16 protein-coding genes and 5 tRNA genes are annotated in these 22605 nt (G+C 35.5%); 1 reads left to right on the top strand and 20 read right to left on the bottom strand.

Annotation, left to right across the window (positions count from 1 at the left end; translation table 11 throughout):
* Window positions 1-4097, bottom strand: a 4097-nt coding sequence (locus tag F0000_RS19150) for an SdrD B-like domain-containing protein (RefSeq protein ID WP_304505295.1), incomplete at its 3' end; no start/stop codon positions are given.
* Window positions 4098-4421: 324 nt separating this feature from the next.
* On the opposite strand from F0000_RS19150, the gene F0000_RS19155 reads away from it, so the two are divergent.
* Window positions 4422-6008, top strand: a complete 1587-nt coding sequence (locus F0000_RS19155; RefSeq protein WP_149626340.1) for a peptide chain release factor 3 — start codon at window positions 4422-4424, stop codon at window positions 6006-6008.
* 445 nt (window positions 6009-6453) lie between these two features.
* Here F0000_RS19155 and F0000_RS19160 read toward each other — a convergent pair whose 3' ends face one another.
* From F0000_RS19160 to F0000_RS19245, 19 genes are all read right to left on the bottom strand, one after another.
* Entirely contained in the window at window positions 6454-6774 is a 321-nt protein-coding gene (locus tag F0000_RS19160; protein WP_149626341.1) for a DUF962 domain-containing protein, read from the bottom strand.
* A gap of 65 nt (window positions 6775-6839) precedes the next feature.
* Window positions 6840-6980: a hypothetical protein gene (locus F0000_RS27850; protein WP_188112187.1), complete on the bottom strand. Its 141-nt coding sequence runs from the start codon at window positions 6978-6980 to the stop codon at window positions 6840-6842.
* 264 nt (window positions 6981-7244) lie between these two features.
* The gene (locus F0000_RS19165) at window positions 7245-7559 is read right to left on the bottom strand and encodes a DUF3467 domain-containing protein (protein ID WP_149626342.1); all 315 of its coding nucleotides are present in this window, start codon (window positions 7557-7559) and stop codon (window positions 7245-7247) included.
* Between the two features lie 69 nt (window positions 7560-7628).
* Complete coding sequence (gene rpoC, locus F0000_RS19170) at window positions 7629-11927, bottom strand: DNA-directed RNA polymerase subunit beta' (protein WP_149626343.1); 4299 nt, start codon at window positions 11925-11927, stop codon at window positions 7629-7631.
* Between the two features lie 113 nt (window positions 11928-12040).
* Window positions 12041-15850 (bottom strand): DNA-directed RNA polymerase subunit beta, encoded by a 3810-nt coding sequence (rpoB, locus tag F0000_RS19175; protein WP_149626344.1) that lies wholly within the window; start codon window positions 15848-15850, stop codon window positions 12041-12043.
* Between the two features lie 129 nt (window positions 15851-15979).
* Window positions 15980-16357 carry a 50S ribosomal protein L7/L12 gene (gene rplL, locus F0000_RS19180; RefSeq protein WP_149626345.1) on the bottom strand — a complete coding sequence of 126 codons (378 nt, stop codon included), beginning with the start codon at window positions 16355-16357 and terminating at the stop codon, window positions 15980-15982.
* 66 nt (window positions 16358-16423) lie between these two features.
* Complete coding sequence (rplJ, locus tag F0000_RS19185) at window positions 16424-16945, bottom strand: 50S ribosomal protein L10 (protein WP_149626346.1); 522 nt, start codon at window positions 16943-16945, stop codon at window positions 16424-16426.
* A 15-nt stretch (window positions 16946-16960) separates the two neighbouring features.
* Window positions 16961-17656, bottom strand: a complete 696-nt coding sequence (gene rplA, locus F0000_RS19190; RefSeq protein WP_149626347.1) for a 50S ribosomal protein L1 — start codon at window positions 17654-17656, stop codon at window positions 16961-16963.
* 18 nt (window positions 17657-17674) lie between these two features.
* Window positions 17675-18112, bottom strand: coding sequence for a 50S ribosomal protein L11 (gene rplK, locus F0000_RS19195; RefSeq protein WP_149626348.1), 438 nt, complete (start codon window positions 18110-18112; stop codon window positions 17675-17677).
* 77 nt (window positions 18113-18189) lie between these two features.
* Window positions 18190-18744 carry a transcription termination/antitermination protein NusG gene (gene nusG / locus F0000_RS19200; protein ID WP_149626349.1) on the bottom strand — a complete coding sequence of 185 codons (555 nt, stop codon included), beginning with the start codon at window positions 18742-18744 and terminating at the stop codon, window positions 18190-18192.
* A 4-nt stretch (window positions 18745-18748) separates the two neighbouring features.
* The gene (gene secE, locus F0000_RS19205) at window positions 18749-18946 is read right to left on the bottom strand and encodes a preprotein translocase subunit SecE (protein ID WP_149626350.1); all 198 of its coding nucleotides are present in this window, start codon (window positions 18944-18946) and stop codon (window positions 18749-18751) included.
* Window positions 18947-19044: 98 nt separating this feature from the next.
* Window positions 19045-19117 (bottom strand) — tRNA-Trp (locus F0000_RS19210).
* 56 nt (window positions 19118-19173) lie between these two features.
* Complete coding sequence (gene tuf, locus F0000_RS19215) at window positions 19174-20361, bottom strand: elongation factor Tu (RefSeq protein ID WP_149626351.1); 1188 nt, start codon at window positions 20359-20361, stop codon at window positions 19174-19176.
* A gap of 58 nt (window positions 20362-20419) precedes the next feature.
* A tRNA-Thr gene (locus F0000_RS19220) sits at window positions 20420-20491 on the bottom strand.
* Window positions 20492-20619: 128 nt separating this feature from the next.
* Window positions 20620-20692: transfer RNA gene (locus F0000_RS19225), tRNA-Gly, on the bottom strand.
* A 47-nt stretch (window positions 20693-20739) separates the two neighbouring features.
* Window positions 20740-20821 (bottom strand) — tRNA-Tyr (locus F0000_RS19230).
* 243 nt (window positions 20822-21064) lie between these two features.
* A tRNA-Thr gene (locus F0000_RS19235) sits at window positions 21065-21138 on the bottom strand.
* 101 nt (window positions 21139-21239) lie between these two features.
* Window positions 21240-21542, bottom strand: coding sequence for a ribosome-associated translation inhibitor RaiA (raiA, locus tag F0000_RS19240; protein ID WP_149626352.1), 303 nt, complete (start codon window positions 21540-21542; stop codon window positions 21240-21242).
* A 62-nt stretch (window positions 21543-21604) separates the two neighbouring features.
* Window positions 21605-22498, bottom strand: a complete 894-nt coding sequence (locus F0000_RS19245) for a tyrosine-type recombinase/integrase (protein ID WP_149626353.1) — start codon at window positions 22496-22498, stop codon at window positions 21605-21607.
* Window positions 22499-22605: the final 107 nt, after the last annotated feature.

Raw genomic sequence — 22605 nt, forward strand, 5'->3', positions numbered from 1 at the left:
GCTGTAACGGTAGCACTTGCGCCTGGTAGTAAACTTACGATTGGACTCCCTGAAATACTACCGGCATCGGCATTGTCATCCGTAATTTCGATAGCACTCAAGGTAACATTACCCGTATTGGTTACTACAATATCATATTCGATAACATCATTTAATACACTGCCTGAAACTCGAACGGTTTTAATAACACTTAGTGAGGGATCTGGAAACTCTGTACAGAAATCAAAACCACCTATAGCAGAACCATGTCTATTGCCAATAGTACAAGTATCACAATCCTGCCACAAAATAGTTATACTTGTAATACCATCAATATCTTCAAAATTAACTCCAATCCGGTCATTATCTCCATCTGTCGAAAGCGCTGTAGCATTAATTATACCTGTAGTATTATCTGAAGCGTATGATGGAGTTCCTGAATTCGTAAAAGTGGGAAATATTGTATTTCCTAGACCATCCGTTGCTGTCACTGTGAATTTATCTCCATTTGCTCCAGCTCCGTTTACGTGTATTAAATCAAAACCAATAGAGAATAGAGAATTACTAAAAGATATCGTTTGGGTAATACCTGTTGCGGTATAGCCTGCAGTAAAAAATTGCAAAGCGTTTTCAAAACCAAAATCGGCATTAGGTCCCACACCAGGCGTCGGTCCATCTCCGGTAGAGCCAAAGCCCGACCACATATCAAAAGTACCTGTATCTCCTGTAAAAACATAATTTATATCAACCCCAGAACCATCTATATCCGTAAATGTATTGGTTAGTGCTCCATCGGGAGTCCAATCAAATTCATTAATCCCATTTGGAGAAGACGTATCCCAATTAAAATTATACGTTGTGCCTGCACAACTTGGAGCTTCATGTAAATCAGGCATAGCCGGAAAGAAGAACCCATCATTTTCTGTAAAAGTATTTATATTAGTAACGGCAGTATGTACAGATGGATCTGTACCTTCTGTTTGAGTAAAGCCCACAGGCAAGTCTGCATCATTGATATCAACAGTAAGACTCCCTACAGGTAAAGAATTAGCAAACCATAATCCATCAGAAAATGTTGTAACCGTTTGGCTAAAACCTCCAGTATTAGTAATCACTACACTTACACCTCCAAGTCCTTCTTCTCCATTATCCTGAATTCCATTATTATTAGTATCTATGTATAACCTTCCTGTCATTGAAGTACAGGTACTAATACTAGCATCAATAACATTACTAGTTGTTCCTTGTGGACTTCCTGTAACAGTAGGAATACCGACTGCATCTACCCCACCGGTAAGTCGACCAAATCCATCTATATCTGCAGCACCAAAAGTTCCAGCTCCTTCACGTGCATCTTCACATCCATCACCATCACTATCAGTATCCAAATTATCTGAATCACCATCGCCATCGGTATCCGGACAAGCAACAATTTCTAATAAATCTATAAAATTACCAATAAACTGACCTCCGTTAGAAGTACTTACACTTTCAAAACCAATTCTTGTTGAAGTCTGCCCTACGGGAACTGTATAAAAACCTTTATAATTAACCCATAGTGTATTATTAGTTCTTAATATTCGCTGTTCTACCAAAACTCCAGTTGAAGGTCCTAACAAGACTCTAGCTTCATCTACTCCACTTCTACCTCTGTGCCATATCGACCATTGGATAATGTCTCCTGGAGTTGTCGCAAAATCCTGAAATAATTGGGCATTCTGGGTCGCATTAATTTCAGCGTGAGCACTTCCATCAATGGAAGTCACTCCTCCGTGACCTGTTTCCCATATTTCAACCAGATTATTTGATGCTGTAGTATCCCATCCACTCACATCAGATTCATTAAAATAAAATGCCCTCGAGGGAGCTGTCCCAAAAGTAGTTTGAGCTGTGGTAGGATCAAAAGTTTCAAAACTATTATTCACCAAAACTATATTTTCACACCCCTCATCCACATCCGTAATACCATCATTATCAGAATCCTGATCACAACCATCAGGTACAGAATCTGAGTCCGTGTCCAGATTATCATCAAAATTAGGGCAGATATCACTACTATCTTCTATACCATCTCCATCAGAATCATTAAGATCATCACAAGCATCCGAAATCCCATCTCCGTCAGCATCAGGTCCTGCCAGGGTAACATCTGATGAATTAGCCTGAGGACTTCCCGTAATCGTCGGAACTCCATCAACACCAACACCTCCCATTAGCTCACCATCAGTATCAATATCTAAAGAAGTAAATATTCCATTACCTTCTATGGCATCAGCACACCCATCGCCATCACTATCATTGTCCAAATGGTCAGGCTCATTATCTCCATCACTATCTATATATCGACAATACAAAAGATTCGAAAACAAAAAAGTTACATCACCATTATTTACAACATCTCCATCTTGTCTTTGCTTATTTGTGATTATATCAAAAGAAGTGACAAGTCCGCTAATAATTATATCTGAATAATTAAGAGTAGCATCTACAGAACCATTTGTATATGAAGTAATTACAGGCAACAAGCTGTTGTTATTTGTTATCACATGGGAGTTCCCGCCAGAAGTGTTTACATAGTCGTTACTGGGAAATGCAGTAGGACTTGTTAATGCGCTCATATTTATAGCTTGTATATCTGGTCCAGAAGCACTAACTGAAACTCTATCTCCCTGATCTATACCTGACCATCTAAATCTAAGATCCGTTACCGGTTCACTAAAAGTAAACGTATAAACAACTGTTTCTCCTATACCATTATCAATTTGCTGACCTTGCACTCTCAAAGATGTTGCATCTTCAACTAACAATTGTGATAATGCTCCACCATCAATTGTATTAGCAACAGCAGTCACATCCACATTAACAACACTAAAGTCATAAATATCATTAATAACGCCAGCTACATTCTGGTTTCCAGGAGGCGCTGTTCCAATATTAATAAAACTTGATGGGCAATCTAAACCTTCATTACTATCTAAAATACCGTCATTATCATCATCCTGATCCGCATCATCTGATACCAGATCACCATCCGTATCTATAGTTATAAAAATACCTAACAAACCTCTTTCAGAACTTACACCAAGAGCATCCGAAACCGAAAACAAAATATCTGCGCCACCAGAATAACCAGAAACTGGAACAAATGTAAGGTTTCCGATAGCATCTACCGTATATGTTCCTACTCCTGCAATAACAAGCGGAGTCCCAACATTCCCTTGATTTGTAACATCATTAGGGTCTATAAGGGTTGTTGTAGAAAGATCAATATTACCATCTACATCATTAGCGCCTGTTAATACGTTTGTCGAAAAATTAGTGTCTTCAACTATTAGGTTATTCAGATTATCAACTACTGTGGGTGGAGTATTTAAAACTACAGGAGTAGTTACATCAAAAGTAACTTCTCCTAGAAAACTGATTGAGTTTTGTCTATCATTACTATCTACAGAACTACCATTCCTAAAAATAGCTATCCCTATATTTTCATAATTTACCCTGACTACATATTCTGTATTAGCAACATCTATTCCCGGAGCAAAATCTGCATCACTTTGAAACTTTGTAAACGCTCCATTAGTAGATACTACAAGTTCTGTAGGAGGAGCGACACCGCTTTCTATGACATAAGAAGATGGAACAATAACCTCAAAATACTCATTACCATCTACATCAATAGCCTCCATGCTAAAAGTATCAAGAATCCCTCTAACTCCTGCATCAGCAGCATTAATTACAGTCCCATCGTATACAAACTCTATTTGCCACTCGACAAAACCATCAGGTGCTGTCGTATTTGTTGTAGGTTCAAATCGATCATCCACTCCAAGAACGGTATCCACAGAAATAACAGATGCATCTACAATATTATTAATTGTTAAAACAGCATCCAAAATAATATTATCTGATGAAACTGCTATATCCTGATAAATATATCTGGCTCCGATGGTTCCATCTGCATTACTTCCTGGTAATAATGTGGGACCTTGTGATAAATTAAATGTGGGTCTTACCTGTCCAAGCAAAGAAGTAGAACAAACAAGAAACACTACAAAAAAAGAGGTCATAAGAGATAGTAATCTCTTTCGACCCAATGAGACTTGGGTAATTTTTTTCATATGACGATGGTTTACAATAGTCTATTTATCATTGGGTACTGACTTTTATAGACTAGTTATAAATAGTACTTAAATATTTATAATTCAAAAACTTAATCTTGTATTACGGGTAAACCGTAAATTCTTATTACACAAATATGGTAATAGATTTCAATAATTAACACACATTTTCCCATAATTTTTTATATTTTTCGATATAAAGCACTTTTTAACGCTATAAAACATACAAAACACACAATATTCAAAAAAAAATGAGATTTTTGGTATTGCGATTCAATTGTTCATTTTAGTAGTATATTTGCAACTTTTAGCAACAGAACTATAATGAAATTCATTGACGAAATAAAAAGAAGAAGAACATTTGGTATCATTTCTCACCCTGATGCGGGTAAAACCACACTGACCGAAAAATTACTACTTTTTGGAGGAGCTATTCAGGAAGCGGGAGCGGTCAAATCCAATAAAATAAAGAAAGGTGCGACAAGTGATTTTATGGAAATTGAGCGTCAAAGAGGAATTTCTGTAGCTACATCTGTATTAGCTTTTGAATACCAAGGTATTAAAATAAACATCCTTGACACTCCAGGTCATAAGGATTTTGCAGAAGATACATTTAGAACACTGACTGCTGTTGATAGTGTAATTGTAGTTGTTGATGTGGCAAAAGGTGTTGAGGAACAGACGGAGAAGTTGGTTTCTGTATGTAGAATGCGTAATATCCCCATGATTGTTTTTATAAACAAACTGGATCGTGAAGGTAAAGATGCCTTTGAATTACTTGATGAAATTGAGCAAAAACTTGGATTAACGGTAACTCCCTTAAGTTTTCCAATCGGAATGGGGTATGATTTTAAAGGAATTTATAATATTTGGGAAAAAAACATCAATTTATTTAGTGGAGATAGCAGGAAAAACATTGAAGAAACTATTAAAATTTCCGATTTATCTTCTTCAGAACTGAATACATTAGTTGGTGATAATTCTGCTGATACCTTAAGAGAAGAATTAGAGCTTATAGAGGGAATTTACCCTTATTTTGATCAAAAATCGTATCAAGACGGAAACTTGCAGCCAGTATTTTTTGGATCCGCTCTTAATAATTTTGGAGTTAGAGAATTGTTGGATTGCTTCATCTCTATAGCTCCGACGCCTAGAGCTAAGGAAAGTGACACAAGACTTATCGAGCCAGAGGAAGAAGCTTTTACCGGATTCGTTTTTAAGATACACGCAAATATGGATCCTAAGCATCGTGATCGTTTAGCTTTTATTAAAATTGTATCAGGAACGTTTAAGCGAAATGTTCCTTATCTGCACACAAGACTCAATAAAAAGTTAAAATTTTCTAGTCCTAATGCATTTTTTGCCGAGAAAAAAGAAATTGTTGACACCTCCTACCCAGGAGATATTGTAGGTTTACACGATACCGGAAATTTTAAAATTGGAGATACACTTACAACTGGAGAAATACTCAACTATAAGGGAATTCCAAGCTTTTCTCCAGAGCATTTTAGGTATATCAATAATGCTGATCCTATGAAATCCAAACAGTTATCCAAGGGCATTGATCAATTAATGGATGAAGGTGTTGCTCAATTATTTACTTTAGAATTAAACGGAAGAAAAATTATTGGTACCGTTGGTGCACTCCAATATGAAGTGATCCAATATAGATTAGAACACGAATACGGGGCTAAATGTACATATGAAAATCTAAATGTTCACAAAGCATGCTGGATAGACGTTGAAGATATTGATAGCGAAGAATTTAAAGATTTCAAACGTGTTAAAAGTAAATTCTTGGCGAAGGACAAGCAAGATCAATTGGTATTTTTAGCAGACTCTTCATTTAGCTTGCAAATGACACAGCAAAAATATCCTTCTATCACTTTTCACTATACCTCAGAGTTTTAATGTCATTTCTTTTTGTTTGACACTTCGAAGTAAAGAGCATAAATGGCATTACTATCTATGAATTTTCTTTCTCGTCTGAATCAAAAAATAATGCGATTCAGTTTACAATGATTTCAGCTAAAAACTGGTATAAAACTTATTTAATACGATTTGTGATTAAAAAATTCGTATAAATTCATTGAATTATTTTTTCTTTATGCAAGGCAAAAAAATCAAGCATAGCTATAGATACGGTTTATTTTTTAAACGAAGTAGAAAGGAAAAAGAAACGATGAATATGCGAAATTTTTAGTTATAAATCGTATAAAGACCTTTTTAAAGCTTTTTGCACGCACTGATATGATTACCCTTAGCATTTTAATAAAACTGATTATAAAAAGCTTACACAGTCTTTTTGTATTACTGAAAATTATTCTAAAACAAGTATTGATAGAAAATAACTATATCAATCTTTTGCGCTATCAAAAGAACGTTTACCAACCAAAATTTCGAAAAACAGTTTAAAATCTGAAATCAAACTCCACAAAGGATATTTAAATGTTGCTGGTTTATTTTTTTCGAAGAAAGCATGACCCACCCATGCAAAACCATATCCAACAACAGGGATAAAAAACCATTTCCATCCCCAATCATAATACACAGCAACACCAATAATAACAAAAACTAAAAAAGTTCCTATAAAATGTAATGCCCTACTGGTTCTGTTCTGATGTTCTGTCAGATAGAACTTATAAAATTCTGAAAATGTTTTGATCCGATCAGCCATGTAGATATATTTTTATAAAATTAGTATCATATATCAATTTGACAACACCTGCCAACAATAAAACTTTAAACTTCCTGAGTAATACCAGTCAATGATTTAAAAATACTCATTGTAATTTGCACTCTTTGTGCAAGTATTCTTAAAATAGAACTGGTATAAAAACGATTATTATACGATTTGTGATTAAAAAATTCGTATAAATTCATTGAATTATTTTTTCTTTATACAAGACAAAAAAATCAAGCATAGCTATAGCTACGGTTTATTTTTTAAACGAAGTAGAAAGGAAAAAGAAACGATGAATATGCGAAATTTTTAGTTATAAATCGTATTACATACTAAATGAAATTTATTAAACCATACTGAAGATAATCAAAATATAGTTTTTGATCAACTATGCGTAAATAAAAATACCTGTTAAGTTTTACAACTCAACAGGTATTTTTAAATAATATCATTTTATAATCTCTCTACGCCTGACCTGTGGGTCCAAAATTTAGAGGTATTGGTGGTTGTTCGTAATCTTTAATTTCTCCGTGTGCAGCTTCAAATCTGGATACATTGTCATTAAGTGCCTTTAATAACCTTTTCGCGTGTTGCGGTGTTAAAATTATCCTACTTTTCACCTTGCTTTTGGGTCTACCCGGCATAATATTCACAAAATCTACCACAAATTCTGAAACAGAGTGATTAATAATTGCAAGATTGCTATAAATACCATCCGCAATTGATTCATCTAATTCGATATTTAATTGATTCTGTTTTTGGTCTTTATTTTCTGCCATTTTCTTTAATGTATTTCTGAACGTTTTACATTATAAAAAAATAGCCTGCCGTCTGGCAGGCTATTTTGATTAATTATAATTTACTTCTTGTCTTTGTTCCATTCGATCTTCGAACTCTTCTTTAGAACCTACAATAATACTTTCATAATTTCTCATTCCGGTACCTGCTGGTATTCTATGTCCTACGATTACATTCTCTTTTAATCCTTCCAGATCATCTACCTTACCACTTACCGCGGCCTCATTCAATACTTTAGTCGTTTCCTGGAACGAAGCTGCAGAGATGAATGACTTAGTCTGTAGCGATGCTCTCGTTATACCCTGAAGTATTGGAGTTGCCGTAGCAGGAGTCACATCTCTTGCAGAAACCAAATTCTTATCTTCTCTACGCAAAATTGAGTTTTCGTCTCTTAAATCACGTGGTGATATAATCTGACCTGCTTTTAAGTTTTCACTATCACCAGCATCTTCAATAACTTTCATCCCAAATACTGCATCATTTTCCTGAATAAAATCAGCCTTATGTACCAATTGGTTTTCTAAGAAAATTGTATCACCCGGATCCTGAATTCTTACCTTACGCATCATCTGACGTACTACAACCTCAAAGTGCTTATCATTAATTTTTACACCTTGTAATCTATATACTTCCTGTACTTCATTAACAAGATATTGCTGTACGGCAGAAGGGCCTTTGATCTTAAGAATATCTTCTGGAGTTACAGAACCATCTGATAATGGCATTCCTGCACGTACAAAATCATTTTCCTGTACAAGAATCTGGTTAGATAGCTTAACAAGATATTTCTTGATTTCACCTATTCTGGACTCTACAATAATCTCTCGATTACCACGCTTGATCTTACCAAAAGATACAACACCATCAATCTCACTTACTACCGCAGGGTTGGACGGGTTACGTGCTTCAAATAATTCTGTCACACGTGGAAGACCTCCTGTAATATCTCCTGCTTTTGCAGATTTACGAGGAATCTTAACCAATACTTTACCAACCTTAATTTTCTCGTTATCATCCACCATAAGGTGAGCACCAACAGGAAGGTTGTAAGAACGAAGTACTTCATCACCACTTCCTAAAACAAGAAGTGTTGGTATTTTTTTCTTATCACGAGATTCAGAGATCACTTTTTCCTGGAATCCAGTTTGTTCATCAATTTCTACCTGATAAGTTATACCTTGCTCAACATTTTCGTATTTAACTTTTCCTGCAAATTCTGTAATAATAACACCATTATATGGATCCCATTGACAGATACTCTGATCTCTTTCCAGCACATCACCATTCTTAATAAATAATTGAGAACCGTATGGGATTAAGTTTGTACTTAAAACAATTTTAGTCTTAGGGTCTACTACTTTAATTTCAGATGTACGCGAAATCACTACATCAATTTCATTTCCTTCAGCATCCTCTCCTTTAACCGTCTTCAATTCTTCTATTTCTGCTTTACCTGCAAATTTAGATCTCAATTGATTTTCTTCAGAAATGTTACTTGCAATACCTCCTACGTGGAATGTACGTAATGTAAGCTGTGTACCTGGTTCTCCAATCGACTGAGCAGCTACTACACCAACAGCTTCACCTCGCTGAACTGTTTTACCAGTAGCAAGATTACGTCCGTAGCATTTTACGCAAATACCCTTTTTAGCCTCACAAGTAAGTGCAGAACGAACTTCTACAGATTCTACAGGAGAATTTTCTATTGTAGTTGCTGTTGCATCATCAATCTCTATCCCTGCTTCTACCAGCACCTCCTGAGTTAATGGGTTTATTACCTCTACCAAAGAAGTTCTACCAACAATCCTTGCTGCCAAACCTTCAATTATTTCTTCATTTTTCTTTAGTGGTCTAACCTCTACTCCTCTCAATGTTCCGCAATCTTCAACATTCACGATTACATCCTGAGCAACATCCACCAAACGACGTGTTAAATACCCTGCATCTGCTGTTTTCAGGGCTGTATCTGCAAGACCTTTACGAGCACCGTGAGTAGATATAAAGTATTCGAGAATCGAAAGCCCTTCTTTAAAGTTAGAAAGAATCGGGTTTTCAATAATTTCACCTCCAGCAGAATTTGATTTTTTAGGTTTTGCCATCAATCCACGCATTCCGGTAAGCTGACGAATCTGTTCTTTAGATCCCCTGGCTCCAGAATCAAGCATCATATATACCGAGTTAAATCCTTGCTGATCTTCTCTAATACGCTTCATAGACAACTCGGTCAATGCCGCATTAGTAGAAGTCCAGATATCAATTACCTGATTATAACGCTCATTATTCGTGATAAGACCCATATTATAGTTTCCTACAATACCGTCTACTTCTTTATTTGCTTTAGCAATCATCGTGTGCTTCTCAGCAGGGATGATTATATCTCCTAAACTAAAAGATAATCCACCTCTAAATGCAAAATTATATCCTAAGGTTTTAATCGCATCCAAAAACTCAGCTGTTTCTGGTACGCTGGTTACCTTAAGAATCCCACCAATAATATCTCTTAGTGATTTCTTAGTTAGTACTTCATTAATATATCCAGCTTTTTCAGGTACTTTTTCATTAAATAAAACTCTTCCTGTAGTAGTTTCAATTATTTTGGTTACTAACTCGCCATCTTCAACATCTTTAGTCCGTACTTTAATATTAGCATTGATATCAAGCTGCTTCTCATTATACGCAATGATAACTTCTTCCGGAGAATAAAATGTCAGATCTTCTCCTTTGACTATAAGTTCTGGAGTAGATCTACGAGATTTAGTCATATAATAAAGTCCCAAAACCATATCCTGCGATGGTACGGTAACTGGTGAACCATTTGCTGGATTTAAGATATTATGCGATGCCAACATTAATAGCTGTGCTTCTAATATTGCTTCTGGTCCTAATGGCAAGTGCACTGCCATCTGATCTCCATCAAAATCCGCATTAAATGCAGTACATACTAATGGGTGTAATTGTATTGCTTTACCTTCAATAAGTTTTGGTTGAAAAGCCTGAATACCCAGACGGTGAAGCGTAGGGGCACGGTTTAGTAATACGGGATGTCCTTTTAGAACATTCTCTAATATATCCCAAACAACCGGCTCTTTTCTATCTATAATTTTCTTTGCAGATTTTACTGTTTTTACAATACCACGTTCTATCAGCTTTCTGATTACAAATGGCTTGTATAATTCTGCAGCCATATTCTTAGGAAGACCACACTCGAATAATTTCAATTCTGGTCCTACAACAATTACGGAACGAGCAGAATAATCCACACGCTTACCAAGTAAGTTCTGACGGAAACGTCCTTGCTTACCTTTTAAGGAATCTGATAATGATTTTAATGGTCTGTTAGAATCTGTTTTAACTGCAGAAGCCTTACGCGTGTTATCAAACAATGAATCTACTGATTCTTGTAACATACGTTTCTCATTACGCAGTATTACCTCTGGAGCCTTGATCTCCATCAAACGTTTCAAACGGTTATTACGAATAATTACACGACGGTACAAATCATTTAAATCCGAAGTTGCAAAACGACCTCCATCTAATGGCACAAGTGGACGTAATTCTGGTGGAATAACCGGTACAACTTTAAGAATCATCCATTCTGGACGGTTTTCTCTGTTTTTATTAGCATCACGTAACGCCTCTACAACCTGAAGACGTTTTAATGCTTCTGTTTTACGTTGTTTTGACGTTTCGTTATTCGCTTTATGTCTTAATTCATATGATAATGCATCAAGATCTATTCTTCTCAAAATCTCGATAAGACATTCTGCTCCCATTTTAGCAATAAACTTATTGGGATCAGTATCTTCTAAGTATAAGTTTTCCTGAGGAAGACTATCTAAAATATTTAAATATTCTTCTTCTGTAAGGAAATCCATTTTCTGAACTGGTTCTCCTTCTTCATTTTTAGCAATACCCGGCTGAATTACTACGTAACGTTCGTAGTATATGATCATATCTAATTTCTTAGACGGTAAGCCTAATAAATATCCTATTTTATTTGGTAAAGAACGGAAATACCAAATATGAGCTACCGGCACAACTAAGTTAATATGCCCTACACGGTCTCTTCGAACTTTCTTTTCTGTTACTTCTACGCCACATCTATCACATACGATTCCTTTGTAACGAATTCTTTTATATTTACCACAAGCACATTCGAAGTCCTTTACAGGTCCAAAAATACGCTCACAGAACAAACCGTCACGTTCCGGTTTGTGAGTACGATAATTAATAGTTTCAGGTTTTAAAACCTCTCCCTGAGATGCTGCTAAAACTGACTCTGGAGATGCTAAACCTATCGAGATTTTATTAAATCTCTTTACTGTATTCTTATCATTATTTCTTGCCATAATCTATGGTTCCTTAAGAATTATTGTAATTTAATTTTGAATAATACTGAGTAATACTGAGTAATAAACTGCCTCCTTTGACAAGCTCAGGAGGACAGCTTAACTATTCTTTATTATTCTTCTAATCTGATATCCAGACCCAGACCTTTTAATTCATGCATTAATACATTGAATGATTCTGGCAATCCTGGTTCTGGCATAGGCTCTCCTTTTACAATACTCTCGTATGTTTTGGCTCTTCCTATTACATCATCAGATTTAACTGTCAATATTTCACGTAATGTCGCTGAAGCACCATATGCTTCTAGTGCCCATACTTCCATTTCTCCAAAACGCTGACCACCAAATTGTGCTTTACCTCCAAGAGGTTGCTGCGTAATTAATGAATATGGACCTATAGAACGTGCGTGCATTTTATCATCTACCATATGCCCTAATTTAAGCATATAGATCACACCCACAGTTGCTGGTTGATCAAAACGATCTCCTGTTCCTCCATCATACAAATAAGTATGTCCAAATCTTGGAATCCCAGCTTCGTCTGTAAATTCGTTAATCTGATCAAGTGAGGCTCCATCAAAAATTGGAGTAGCATATTTTCTCCCCAGTTTCTGACCTGCCCAGCCTAAAACAGTTTCATAAATCTGACCAATATTCATACGAGAAGGTACTCCTAGCGGATTCAATACAATATCCACTGGTGTTCCATCTTCTAAAAACGGCATGTCTTCTTCTCTAACAATACGGGCAACTATACCCTTGTTACCGTGACGCCCTGCCATTTTATCACCTACTTTAAGCTTACGTTTTTTAGCAATATAAACTTTAGCAAGTTTTATAATTCCAGAAGGTAACTCATCTCCTACAGAAATTGTAAATTTCTCTCTACGCAGATTCCCTTGTAAATCATTTTCTTTAATCTTAAAATTATGGATAAGATCTGCAACCATTTTATTAAGTTGATCATCTGTTGTCCAGGTACCTTTGGTAAGATGTGCATAATCATCAACACTATTCAGCATTTTCTGGGTATACTTCTTCCCTTTTGGTAATACTTCTTCTCCAAGATCATTAACAACACCCTGAGAAGTTTTTCCCCCAACAATCAAAAATAATTTATCTATTAATTCTGATTTTAACAACGCAAATTTGGCGTCGTAAGATCTTTCTAAGATAGATATATCTTCCTTATCCTGCGAACGCTTACGCTTATCCTTAATAGCACGTTCAAATAATTTCTTATCAATAACAACTCCATGCAATGATGGCGAAGCTTTTAAAGAAGCATCTTTTACATCTCCAGCCTTATCTCCAAAAATTGCTCTTAATAATTTTTCTTCTGGTGTTGGATCACTTTCTCCTTTTGGTGTAATCTTACCAATAAGAATATCTCCTGGCTTAATTTCTGCACCAACTCGGATCATTCCATTTTCATCAAGATCTTTGGTTGCTTCTTCAGAAACATTAGGAATATCATTTGTTAATTCTTCATTCCCTAGTTTGGTATCTCTTACTTCTAAAGAATATTCATCAATATGGATGGATGTAAAGATATCTTCACGAACTACTTTTTCAGAAATTACAATCGCATCCTCAAAATTATATCCTTTCCAGGGCATGAAAGCTACTTTCATATTTCTACCTAAGGCCAGTTCGCCATTTTCTGTAGCATATCCCTGACATAAGACCTGACCTTTAGAAACTCTATCTCCAACTCTAACAATTGGTTTAAGGTTTATAGAAGTACCTTGATTAGTTTTACGGAATTTAATTAAGTTATACGTTTTAGAATCACTCTCAAAACTTACCATTCTCTGCTCCTCGGTTCTGTCATATTTGATACTAATCTTTTGAGCATCTACATATTCAACTGTTCCATCACCTTCTGCATTAATCAAAACTCGAGAATCCGAAGCTACCTGACGTTCCAATCCTGTTCCTACAATAGGAGCATCAACTCTTAATAATGGTACTGCCTGACGCATCATATTTGATCCCATCAATGCACGGTTTGCATCATCATGCTCTAAGAACGGAATTAAAGAAGCTGATATGGAAGCTATCTGATTAGGTGCAACATCCGCATAATTCACCTGAGCAGGTTCGATGACCGGGAAGTCACCCTCCATACGTGCAATTACCTTTTCACTCTCTATTGTTCCATCATCTTGTAATGGCAGGTTGGCTTGCATTATTAACTTCTCTTCTTCTTCTTCTGCACTTAAGTACCTAAACTCTGCCAAATCGACCTTCCCATCTTCTACCTTACGATATGGTGTTTCCAGAAACCCCATTGAATTCACTTTTGCAAAAACCGCAAGTGAAGAAATCAATCCGATATTAGGTCCTTCTGGTGTCTCAATAGGACACAAACGACCGTAATGCGTATAGTGTACATCTCGAACCTCGAAACCTGCACGTTCTCTGGATAATCCACCAGGTCCTAAAGCCGACAGTCTTCTTTTGTGGGTAATCTCTGCTAACGGATTGGTTTGATCCATAAACTGAGATAACTGATTGGTTCCAAAAAATGAGTTAATTACAGAAGATAATGTCTTGGCATTGATCAAATCTATAGGTGTAAACACCTCATTATCTCTAACATTCATACGCTCACGAATGGTACGAGCCATACGTGCTAAACCAACACCAAATTGTTGTGATAACTGCTCTCCTACTGTTCTTACACGACGGTTAGAAAGGTGATCGATATCATCAATTTCAGCCTTTGAATTAATTAATTCAATTAAATATTTTATAATGGTAATAATATCATCTTTGGTAAGCACCTGCTTATCCATTTCTATATTAAGACCTAGTTTTTTATTCATTCTATAACGACCAACTTCACCCAAATTATAACGCTGATCAGAGAAAAATAATTTATCAATAATACCTCTTGCAGTTTCTTCATCAGGCGGTTCTGCATTACGTAATTGACGATATATGTGTTCTACCGCTTCTTTTTCTGAATTGGTAGGATCTTTTTGTAGTGTATTATGTATGATTGCATAATCACCTTTATCATTATCTTCTTTATGAAGTAAAATTGTTTTAGCTCCAGAATCTACAATTTCATCCAGATGATCTTTATCCAGAATCGTATCACGATCTAAAACTATTTCGTTACGCTCAATAGATACAACTTCTCCAGTATCTTCATCTACAAAATCCTCATGCCAGGTATTTAAAACACGGGCTGCTAACTTTCTTCCAAGAACTTTCTTTAATCCGGACTTAGACACTTTAACCTCTTCTGCAAGATCAAAAATTTCTAAAATATCTTTATCTCTTTCAAAACCAATCGCACGGAAAAGTGTAGTAACTGGTAATTTCTTCTTTCTATCAATGTATGCGTACATAACGCTATTGATATCGGTTGCAAATTCTATCCAAGAACCTTTAAAAGGAATTACTCTGGCAGAATACAACTTTGTTCCATTTGCATGGAATGATTGTCCAAAGAACACACCAGGCGAACGGTGTAACTGTGATACAACAACACGCTCTGCTCCATTGATACAAAATGTACCACTTGGAGTCATATAAGGAATGGTACCTAAATATACATCCTGTACTATGGTTTCGAAATCTTCGTGTTCAGGATCGGTACAGAATAGTTTTAAACGTGCTTTTAGAGGTACACTGTAGGTAAGACCTCTTTCTATACACTCCTGCAAATCATATCTAGGGGGATCTACGAAGTAATCTATAAATTCTAGTACAAATTGATTACGAGTATCCGTAATCGGGAAATTTTCCATGAAGGTATTGTAAAGACCTTCGTTTCCTCTTTCTTCAGACTTTGTTTCTAATTGAAAGAAGTCCTGAAAGGATTTGATCTGGATATCCAAAAAGTCTGGGTAATCAGGTCTATTCTTTACAGAAGAGAAATTCAATCTTTCAGTTTGCGTTGCTAACATCAATGGACGGAATTAAATTAAAGTTTAACAATCAGCGTATTTTAATACTTAATATTTATATACGCAAAATGGTTTAGACCTTAGAGAAAATTCTCCAGGTCTAAACCTATATATCAATCTATGGTAAGCCTACTTAAGCTCAACCTCAGCTCCAGCCTCTTCTAATTGTGCTTTAAGAGCTTCTGCTTCGTCTTTTGCTACACCTTCTTTTATAGCACTTGGAGCACCATCAACTAATCCTTTAGCATCTTTAAGACCTAGACCAGTTAATTCTTTAACAAGTTTTACAACTGCTAATTTAGCACCTCCCGGAGCTTTAAGAATTACATCAAATTCTGTTTTTTCTTCAGCAGCCTCTCCACCAGCAGCACCTCCACCAGCAGCTACAGCTACAGCAGCAGCAGCAGGCTCGATACCATACTCCTCTTTTAATATATCAGCTAATTCGTTAACTTCTTTTACCGTTAAGTTAACTAATTGTTCTGCGAAATCTTTTAAATCTGCCATTTTCTATCGTTTTAAATAATTTTTTAATTGAAATATAATTTATTAATAAGTGCGTACACGCTTTGATTACCCTTCTTTCTCGGATAATGTTTTAAGAATACCAGCTATTGTTCCTCCTCCAGATTTTAATGCAGAAATAACATTCTTAGCAGGTGACTGTAATAAGCCAATAATATCGCCGATAACTTCTTCTTTAGACTTGATATTTACAAGTGCATCAAGATTCTCGTCACCTAGATAAACTGCTTCAGCAATAAATGCTCCTTTTAATAAAGGTTTTTCTGATTTCTTACGAAATTCTTTAATAACCTTTGCCGGTGCATTACCAGTTTCAGCAAACATTATAGAGGTATTACCTTTTAACGTACTTGGCAATTCTCCAAAATCTTTGTCTGAATTCTCCATTGCCTTGGCAAGGAGTGTATTCTTAATTACTTTTAGTGATACGTTAGCTTTAAAACAAGCTCTACGTAAATTAGAAGTCGCTCCTGCATCTAAGCCTGAAATATCAGCTAAATAAATATTAGCATTTTCAGCTAACTGAGCAGTTAAGTCTTCAATTACTTGTGATTTTTCTTCTCTTGTCATAATCGTTTATCTTAATTACCCAGCAAAGTTCTTAGAGTCAATTAGAACACCTGGACTCATTGTAGAAGATATAAAGATAGACTTGATATATATTCCTTTTGCTCCCTGTGGTTTCAACTTCACTAATGTTGTTAATAATTCTTTAGCATTTCCTGCCAATTTTTCAGCATCAAAAGATGATTTTCCTATTGCCGCGTGAACAATACCAGTTTTATCAACTTTAAAGTCGATTTTACCAGACTTCACATCTGAAACTGCTTTAGACACATCCATTGTTACAGTACCAGTCTTAGGGTTAGGCATTAGACCACGAGGTCCTAATATCCTACCCAAAGGTCCTAATTTACCCATAACACTTGGCATAGTGATAATCACATCTACATCAGTCCATCCTCCTTTGATTTTATCGAGATATTCGTCCAATCCTACAAAATCAGCACCTGCCTCTTTGGCTTCAGCTTCTTTATCCGGTGTTACTAATGCTAAAACTTTAACATCTTTTCCTGTCCCATGCGGTAAGGTTACCACACCACGTACCATTTGATTCGCTTTACGAGGATCTACATTCAATCGAACTGCAAGATCCACAGAAGCATCAAAATTTACATTTGTTATTTCTTTTACGAGCGCAGAAGCTTCGTCCAAAGTATAAGCTTTATTCTTATCAACTTTTGCACGAACTTCTTTTTGCTTTTTTGTTACTTTTGCCATTTTGTAAACGTTTTTGGATTAAAAAGGAGCTTGTCCTTTTACAGTTATACCCATTGAACGAGCAGTACCAGCAATCATTTTCATAGAAGATTCAATAGTAAAAGCATTTAAATCTTGCATTTTATCTTCTGCGATTGCACGAACTTGATCCCAAGTAACACTAGCTACTTTCTTACGGTTAGGCTCACCTGAACCTTTTTTCGTTTTTGCTGCTTCCAGTATCTGAACAGCTGCGGGTGGAGTCTTAATTACAAAGTCAAAAGACTTATCCTTGTACACACTAATAACTACTGGTAATACTTTTCCAGCTTTATCTTGTGTTCTACCATTGAATTGCTTACAGAATTCCATGATATTTACTCCGGCAGCACCTAAAGCAGGTCCAACAGGTGGGGATGGATTTGCCGCTCCTCCACGTACTTGCAGTTTTACAACCTTACTTATTTCTTTAGCCATTTTTCTAATTTTAAATTAGAATTGTTCTACAAAGTGGAAGCAATAAGAACAATTCAGGATATATAATGTAACAATTATTATACTTTTTCTACTTGCATATAACTTAATTCTAATGGTGTTTTTCTTCCGAAAATCTTAACCATTACTTCAAGCTTACGTTTTTCTTCATTCACTTTTTCTACAGTACCATTAAAGCCATTAAAAGGTCCGTCAATCACTTTTACGGTTTCTCCTACTGAGTAAGGGATCGCTATATTATCAGTTTTTACTGCTAATTCATCAACCTTACCTAACATTCTATTGATTTCAGATTTCCTTAAAGGAACAGGATCTCCTCCTTTTACTTCTCCCAGAAAACCGATAACTCCATTAATTGATTTAATAATATGCGGGATTTCACCAGATAGATTAGCTTCTATCATCACATAGCCTGGAAAATATACTCTTTCTTTATTTATTTTTTTTCCATTTCTGATTTGAACCACTTTCTCGGTTGGAACCAAGATTTGTGACACATAGTCCTCCATACCCATATGAGCAATTTCTCTCTCTATATAGTCTTTCACCTTATTTTCCTGACCACTAACAGCACGTACTACATACCATTTTTTTGTATTACTTACTTCAGCCATATATCTACGATTTAACTAAAGTGAAATAATACTCTATTAAATTACTAAATACAGTATCTACTCCCCAAATAGCTAAAGAGAAAATAACAGAAAACACAATTGTAACCAATGTAAGTCTCTGTGCTTCTGACCAAGGAGTCCAGGTTACATGATTTTTTAACTCTCCATATGATTCTGTAATGTAATCTATTAATCCAGCCATCTTAACATTATTCTTTTAACAATAAGAATAATTTCTTATTGTTATACATTTTATTTTATAATCCTTATTAATCTTAACAAAGATATTACTTTTTGAAGCACGGGTTGAGAGACTCGAACTCCCGACACCTGGTTTTGGAGACCAGTGCTCTACCAACTGAGCTAAACCCGTATACATAAGTCAAGGTATTCGATATACGAATACCTTATCTTATATATTAATATTTATTAGTCAAGAATTTCAGTTACCTGACCTGCTCCTACTGTTCTACCACCTTCACGGATAGCAAAACGAAGTCCAACATTCATTGCGATTGGTTGGATAAGATCTACGGTAATTGTCAAGTTATCTCCTGGCATTACCATCTCTACTCCATCAGGAAGTGCAATATTACCTGTTACGTCAGTTGTACGAACGTAGAACTGAGGACGGTAGTTATTATGGAATGGAGTATGACGTCCACCTTCTTCTTTTTTAAGGATATAAACCTCAGCTTTAAATTTAGAGTGTGGAGTTACAGATCCTGGCTTGGTAATCACCATACCTCTGGATATTTGAGTTTTCTCAATACCTCTTAATAGAATACCTGCATTATCTCCTGCTTCTCCTCTATCTAATATCTGACGAAACATTTCGATACCTGTGATAGTAGAAGTTAATTTTTCTGCTCCCATACCAATAATCTCTACAGGATCTCCAGTGTTAGCTATACCAGTTTCAATACGACCAGTTGCCACAGTACCACGTCCAGTAATAGAGAATACATCTTCTATTGGCATTAAGAAATCTTTGTCAATTTCACGCAATGGCTCTTCGATCCAAGCATCTACCTCTTTCATTAATTCTAATACGGTATCTACCCATTTTTGTTCTCCATTAAGTGCTCCTAATGCAGATCCAGAAACAACAGGCCCGTTATCACCATCATATTCATAAAAAGAAAGTAAATCTCTCACTTCCATTTCTACTAATTCTAATAACTCTTCATCGTCAACCATATCCACTTTATTAAGGAATACAACGATTCTTGGAATACCAACCTGGCGTCCTAAAAGAATGTGTTCACGAGTTTGTGGCATAGGTCCATCAGTAGCAGCAACTACTAAGATCGCACCATCCATCTGCGCTGCACCAGTAACCATGTTCTTTACATAATCGGCGTGACCTGGACAATCAACGTGTGCATAGTGACGGTTAGCTGTTTGATACTCTACATGAGATGTATTAATTGTAATACCTCTTTCTTTTTCTTCTGGAGCATTATCAATAGTATCGAAATCTCTAGCCTCAGAAAGACCAGCATCTGCCAATACCTTAGTAATAGCAGCCGTTAAAGTTGTTTTACCGTGATCAACGTGTCCAATAGTACCAATATTTAAGTGCGGTTTGGAACGATCAAAAGTTTCCTTTGCCATAATTAATTTATTTAATCTTAGTTATATATTAGTGTTCATTTTATGCTTCTGAACTTAGAGCCAATGACGAGATTTGAACTCGTGACCTCTTCCTTACCAAGGAAACGCTCTACCCCTGAGCTACACCGGCTTTTTAAAGTACAGAATGATAAACCAGAGTTCTTCATTAAAAGTAGAAAGAAAACCGATCCATCATTATTAAATTCTAAAAAAATCCAATGCCTAAAAATGCATCAAGATTAGCTCTTTTATATTTAGAGCGGGAGACCGGGTTCGAACCGGCGACATTCAGCTTGGAAGGCTGACGCTCTACCAACTGAGCTACTCCCGCATTTCACAATTAAAAGTTGAAAATTTCAACTTTTAATTGAAGATAAGTGGGGAGAGCAGGATTCGAACCTGCGAAGTTAAAAACAGCAGATTTACAGTCTGCCCTCGTTGGCCGCTTGAGTATCTCCCCAATTAAAAAAAATCACTATTTTAGAATGAACTTCTAAATTTTGAAAGCGCAAAATTAAACAAATATTTCACATTTCAAAACTTAATTAAAAAAGCTTGTAATTTAATTTAAATCACTTTCTTTTTTAAAGTCGATATAAGGTCTTTTTTCGACTAATCTCAGGATACACTTTTGCCTTAGTAAATACAATTCGAATTAAAATAAAAATTATTTCTACTTCCTGATTCATTTTCAAAATTTCAGAGCCGATGGAGGGACTCGAACCCACGACCTGCTGATTACAAATCAGCTGCTCTAGCCAGCTGAGCTACATCGGCCTTTACCACTTTTTTAGTCATAAAAAAGTCCGTTATTTCTAACGGACTGCAAATGTATAGAATTTATTCATTACACAAAACTTTTTTTCTAAAAAAAATAGTCAAACATGTGTATTTAATTTTTCCTTACGTTTTCGCAACTGCCTTTCCAGCGAACTAACACACTCATCCACACCTCCCTCAAAGCTTTTATTAATCTTCTTTATAATAAATTCATCTCCTGGCACACTCAATAAAATTTCTGTAATTTTATTCTCCTTACCACTTGTATTCATAACTTTCAAAAAAACATCAGCATGAATTATCCTGCTAAAATGATTTTCTAGCTTATCCAATTTAGCCTGAGTAAAATCTATCAACGACTGATCTACATTAAAATTTACGGATTGCAAGTTCACTTTCATAGGTGTTTAGTTTTATGGTTAAACAAAAAAAATGCTTAAAAGATGCAAGAATGAACAAAACATTATTTTCCTTTGTTCCTCGGGTGAGATTGCTTATAAACCTTAGCCAATTGCGCCATACTCTGATGTGTATATACCTGAGTAGCAGCTAGACTAGAATGACCTAGTAATTCTTTTACAGCATTTAAATCAGCTCCTTCATTAAGCAAATGTGTTGCAAAAGAATGCCTTAATATATGCGGACTCTTTTTTACTTTAGAAGATGCTCTACTAAAATAACCATTTATGATTCGATACACAAGTGTTTCATATATTTTAACTCCTTTTTCTGTTAATAACAAAAACGGAATTTCGGTCACACCAACAACTACCGCCCTTAGTTCAATATACTGACCCAAAGTTTCTACTACAGAGGAAATTAAAGGTATGTACCTCTCTTTATTTCGCTTTCCCAGCACCTTAATTTGAGCGTTAGAAATATCCACATCACTTAATGTAAGATTAACTAACTCTATTCTTCTCATACCAGTAGCATAAAAAAGCTCAACAATCAATCTATCTCTTACACTTTTAAAATCTGAATCTCCATGCAAAAATCGCAGCACATCTTCTACTTCATTAGCAGAAAAAGGAATCTGTAACTTCTTAGAAACTTTAAGCGCTTTATGCTTCGCTAATGGATTTTTATCTATCTCTTCTGTCTTTAAAAGAAATTTATAATATGTTTTAAGAGAAGATATTTTCCTATTAATAGTAGCATTAGAAACACCTGAATCTACCAAACACACAATCCAGGATCGAATTTGAGCATAATTTGACATTGAAATATCCCCTTCCCCATACTCAATTTCATAAAACTCAGAGAAAGACAACACATCTTTTTCATATGCAGTAATCGTATGTGCAGAATATTTCTTTTCTAAAAGCAAATACGCTATAAACTCTTTAAAAAACATAAAAAAACCATTAGACTGTAAAAGTATAAAACTTTTAACAGCTAATGGTTTTAATTTATATATACTGAAAAACGAAGTGTAATTTCAAAAGTATGAAATCATCAAAA

This window comes from Aquimarina sp. RZ0, from assembly GCF_008370685.1.
In the GTDB taxonomy this organism is placed as follows: domain Bacteria; phylum Bacteroidota; class Bacteroidia; order Flavobacteriales; family Flavobacteriaceae; genus Aquimarina.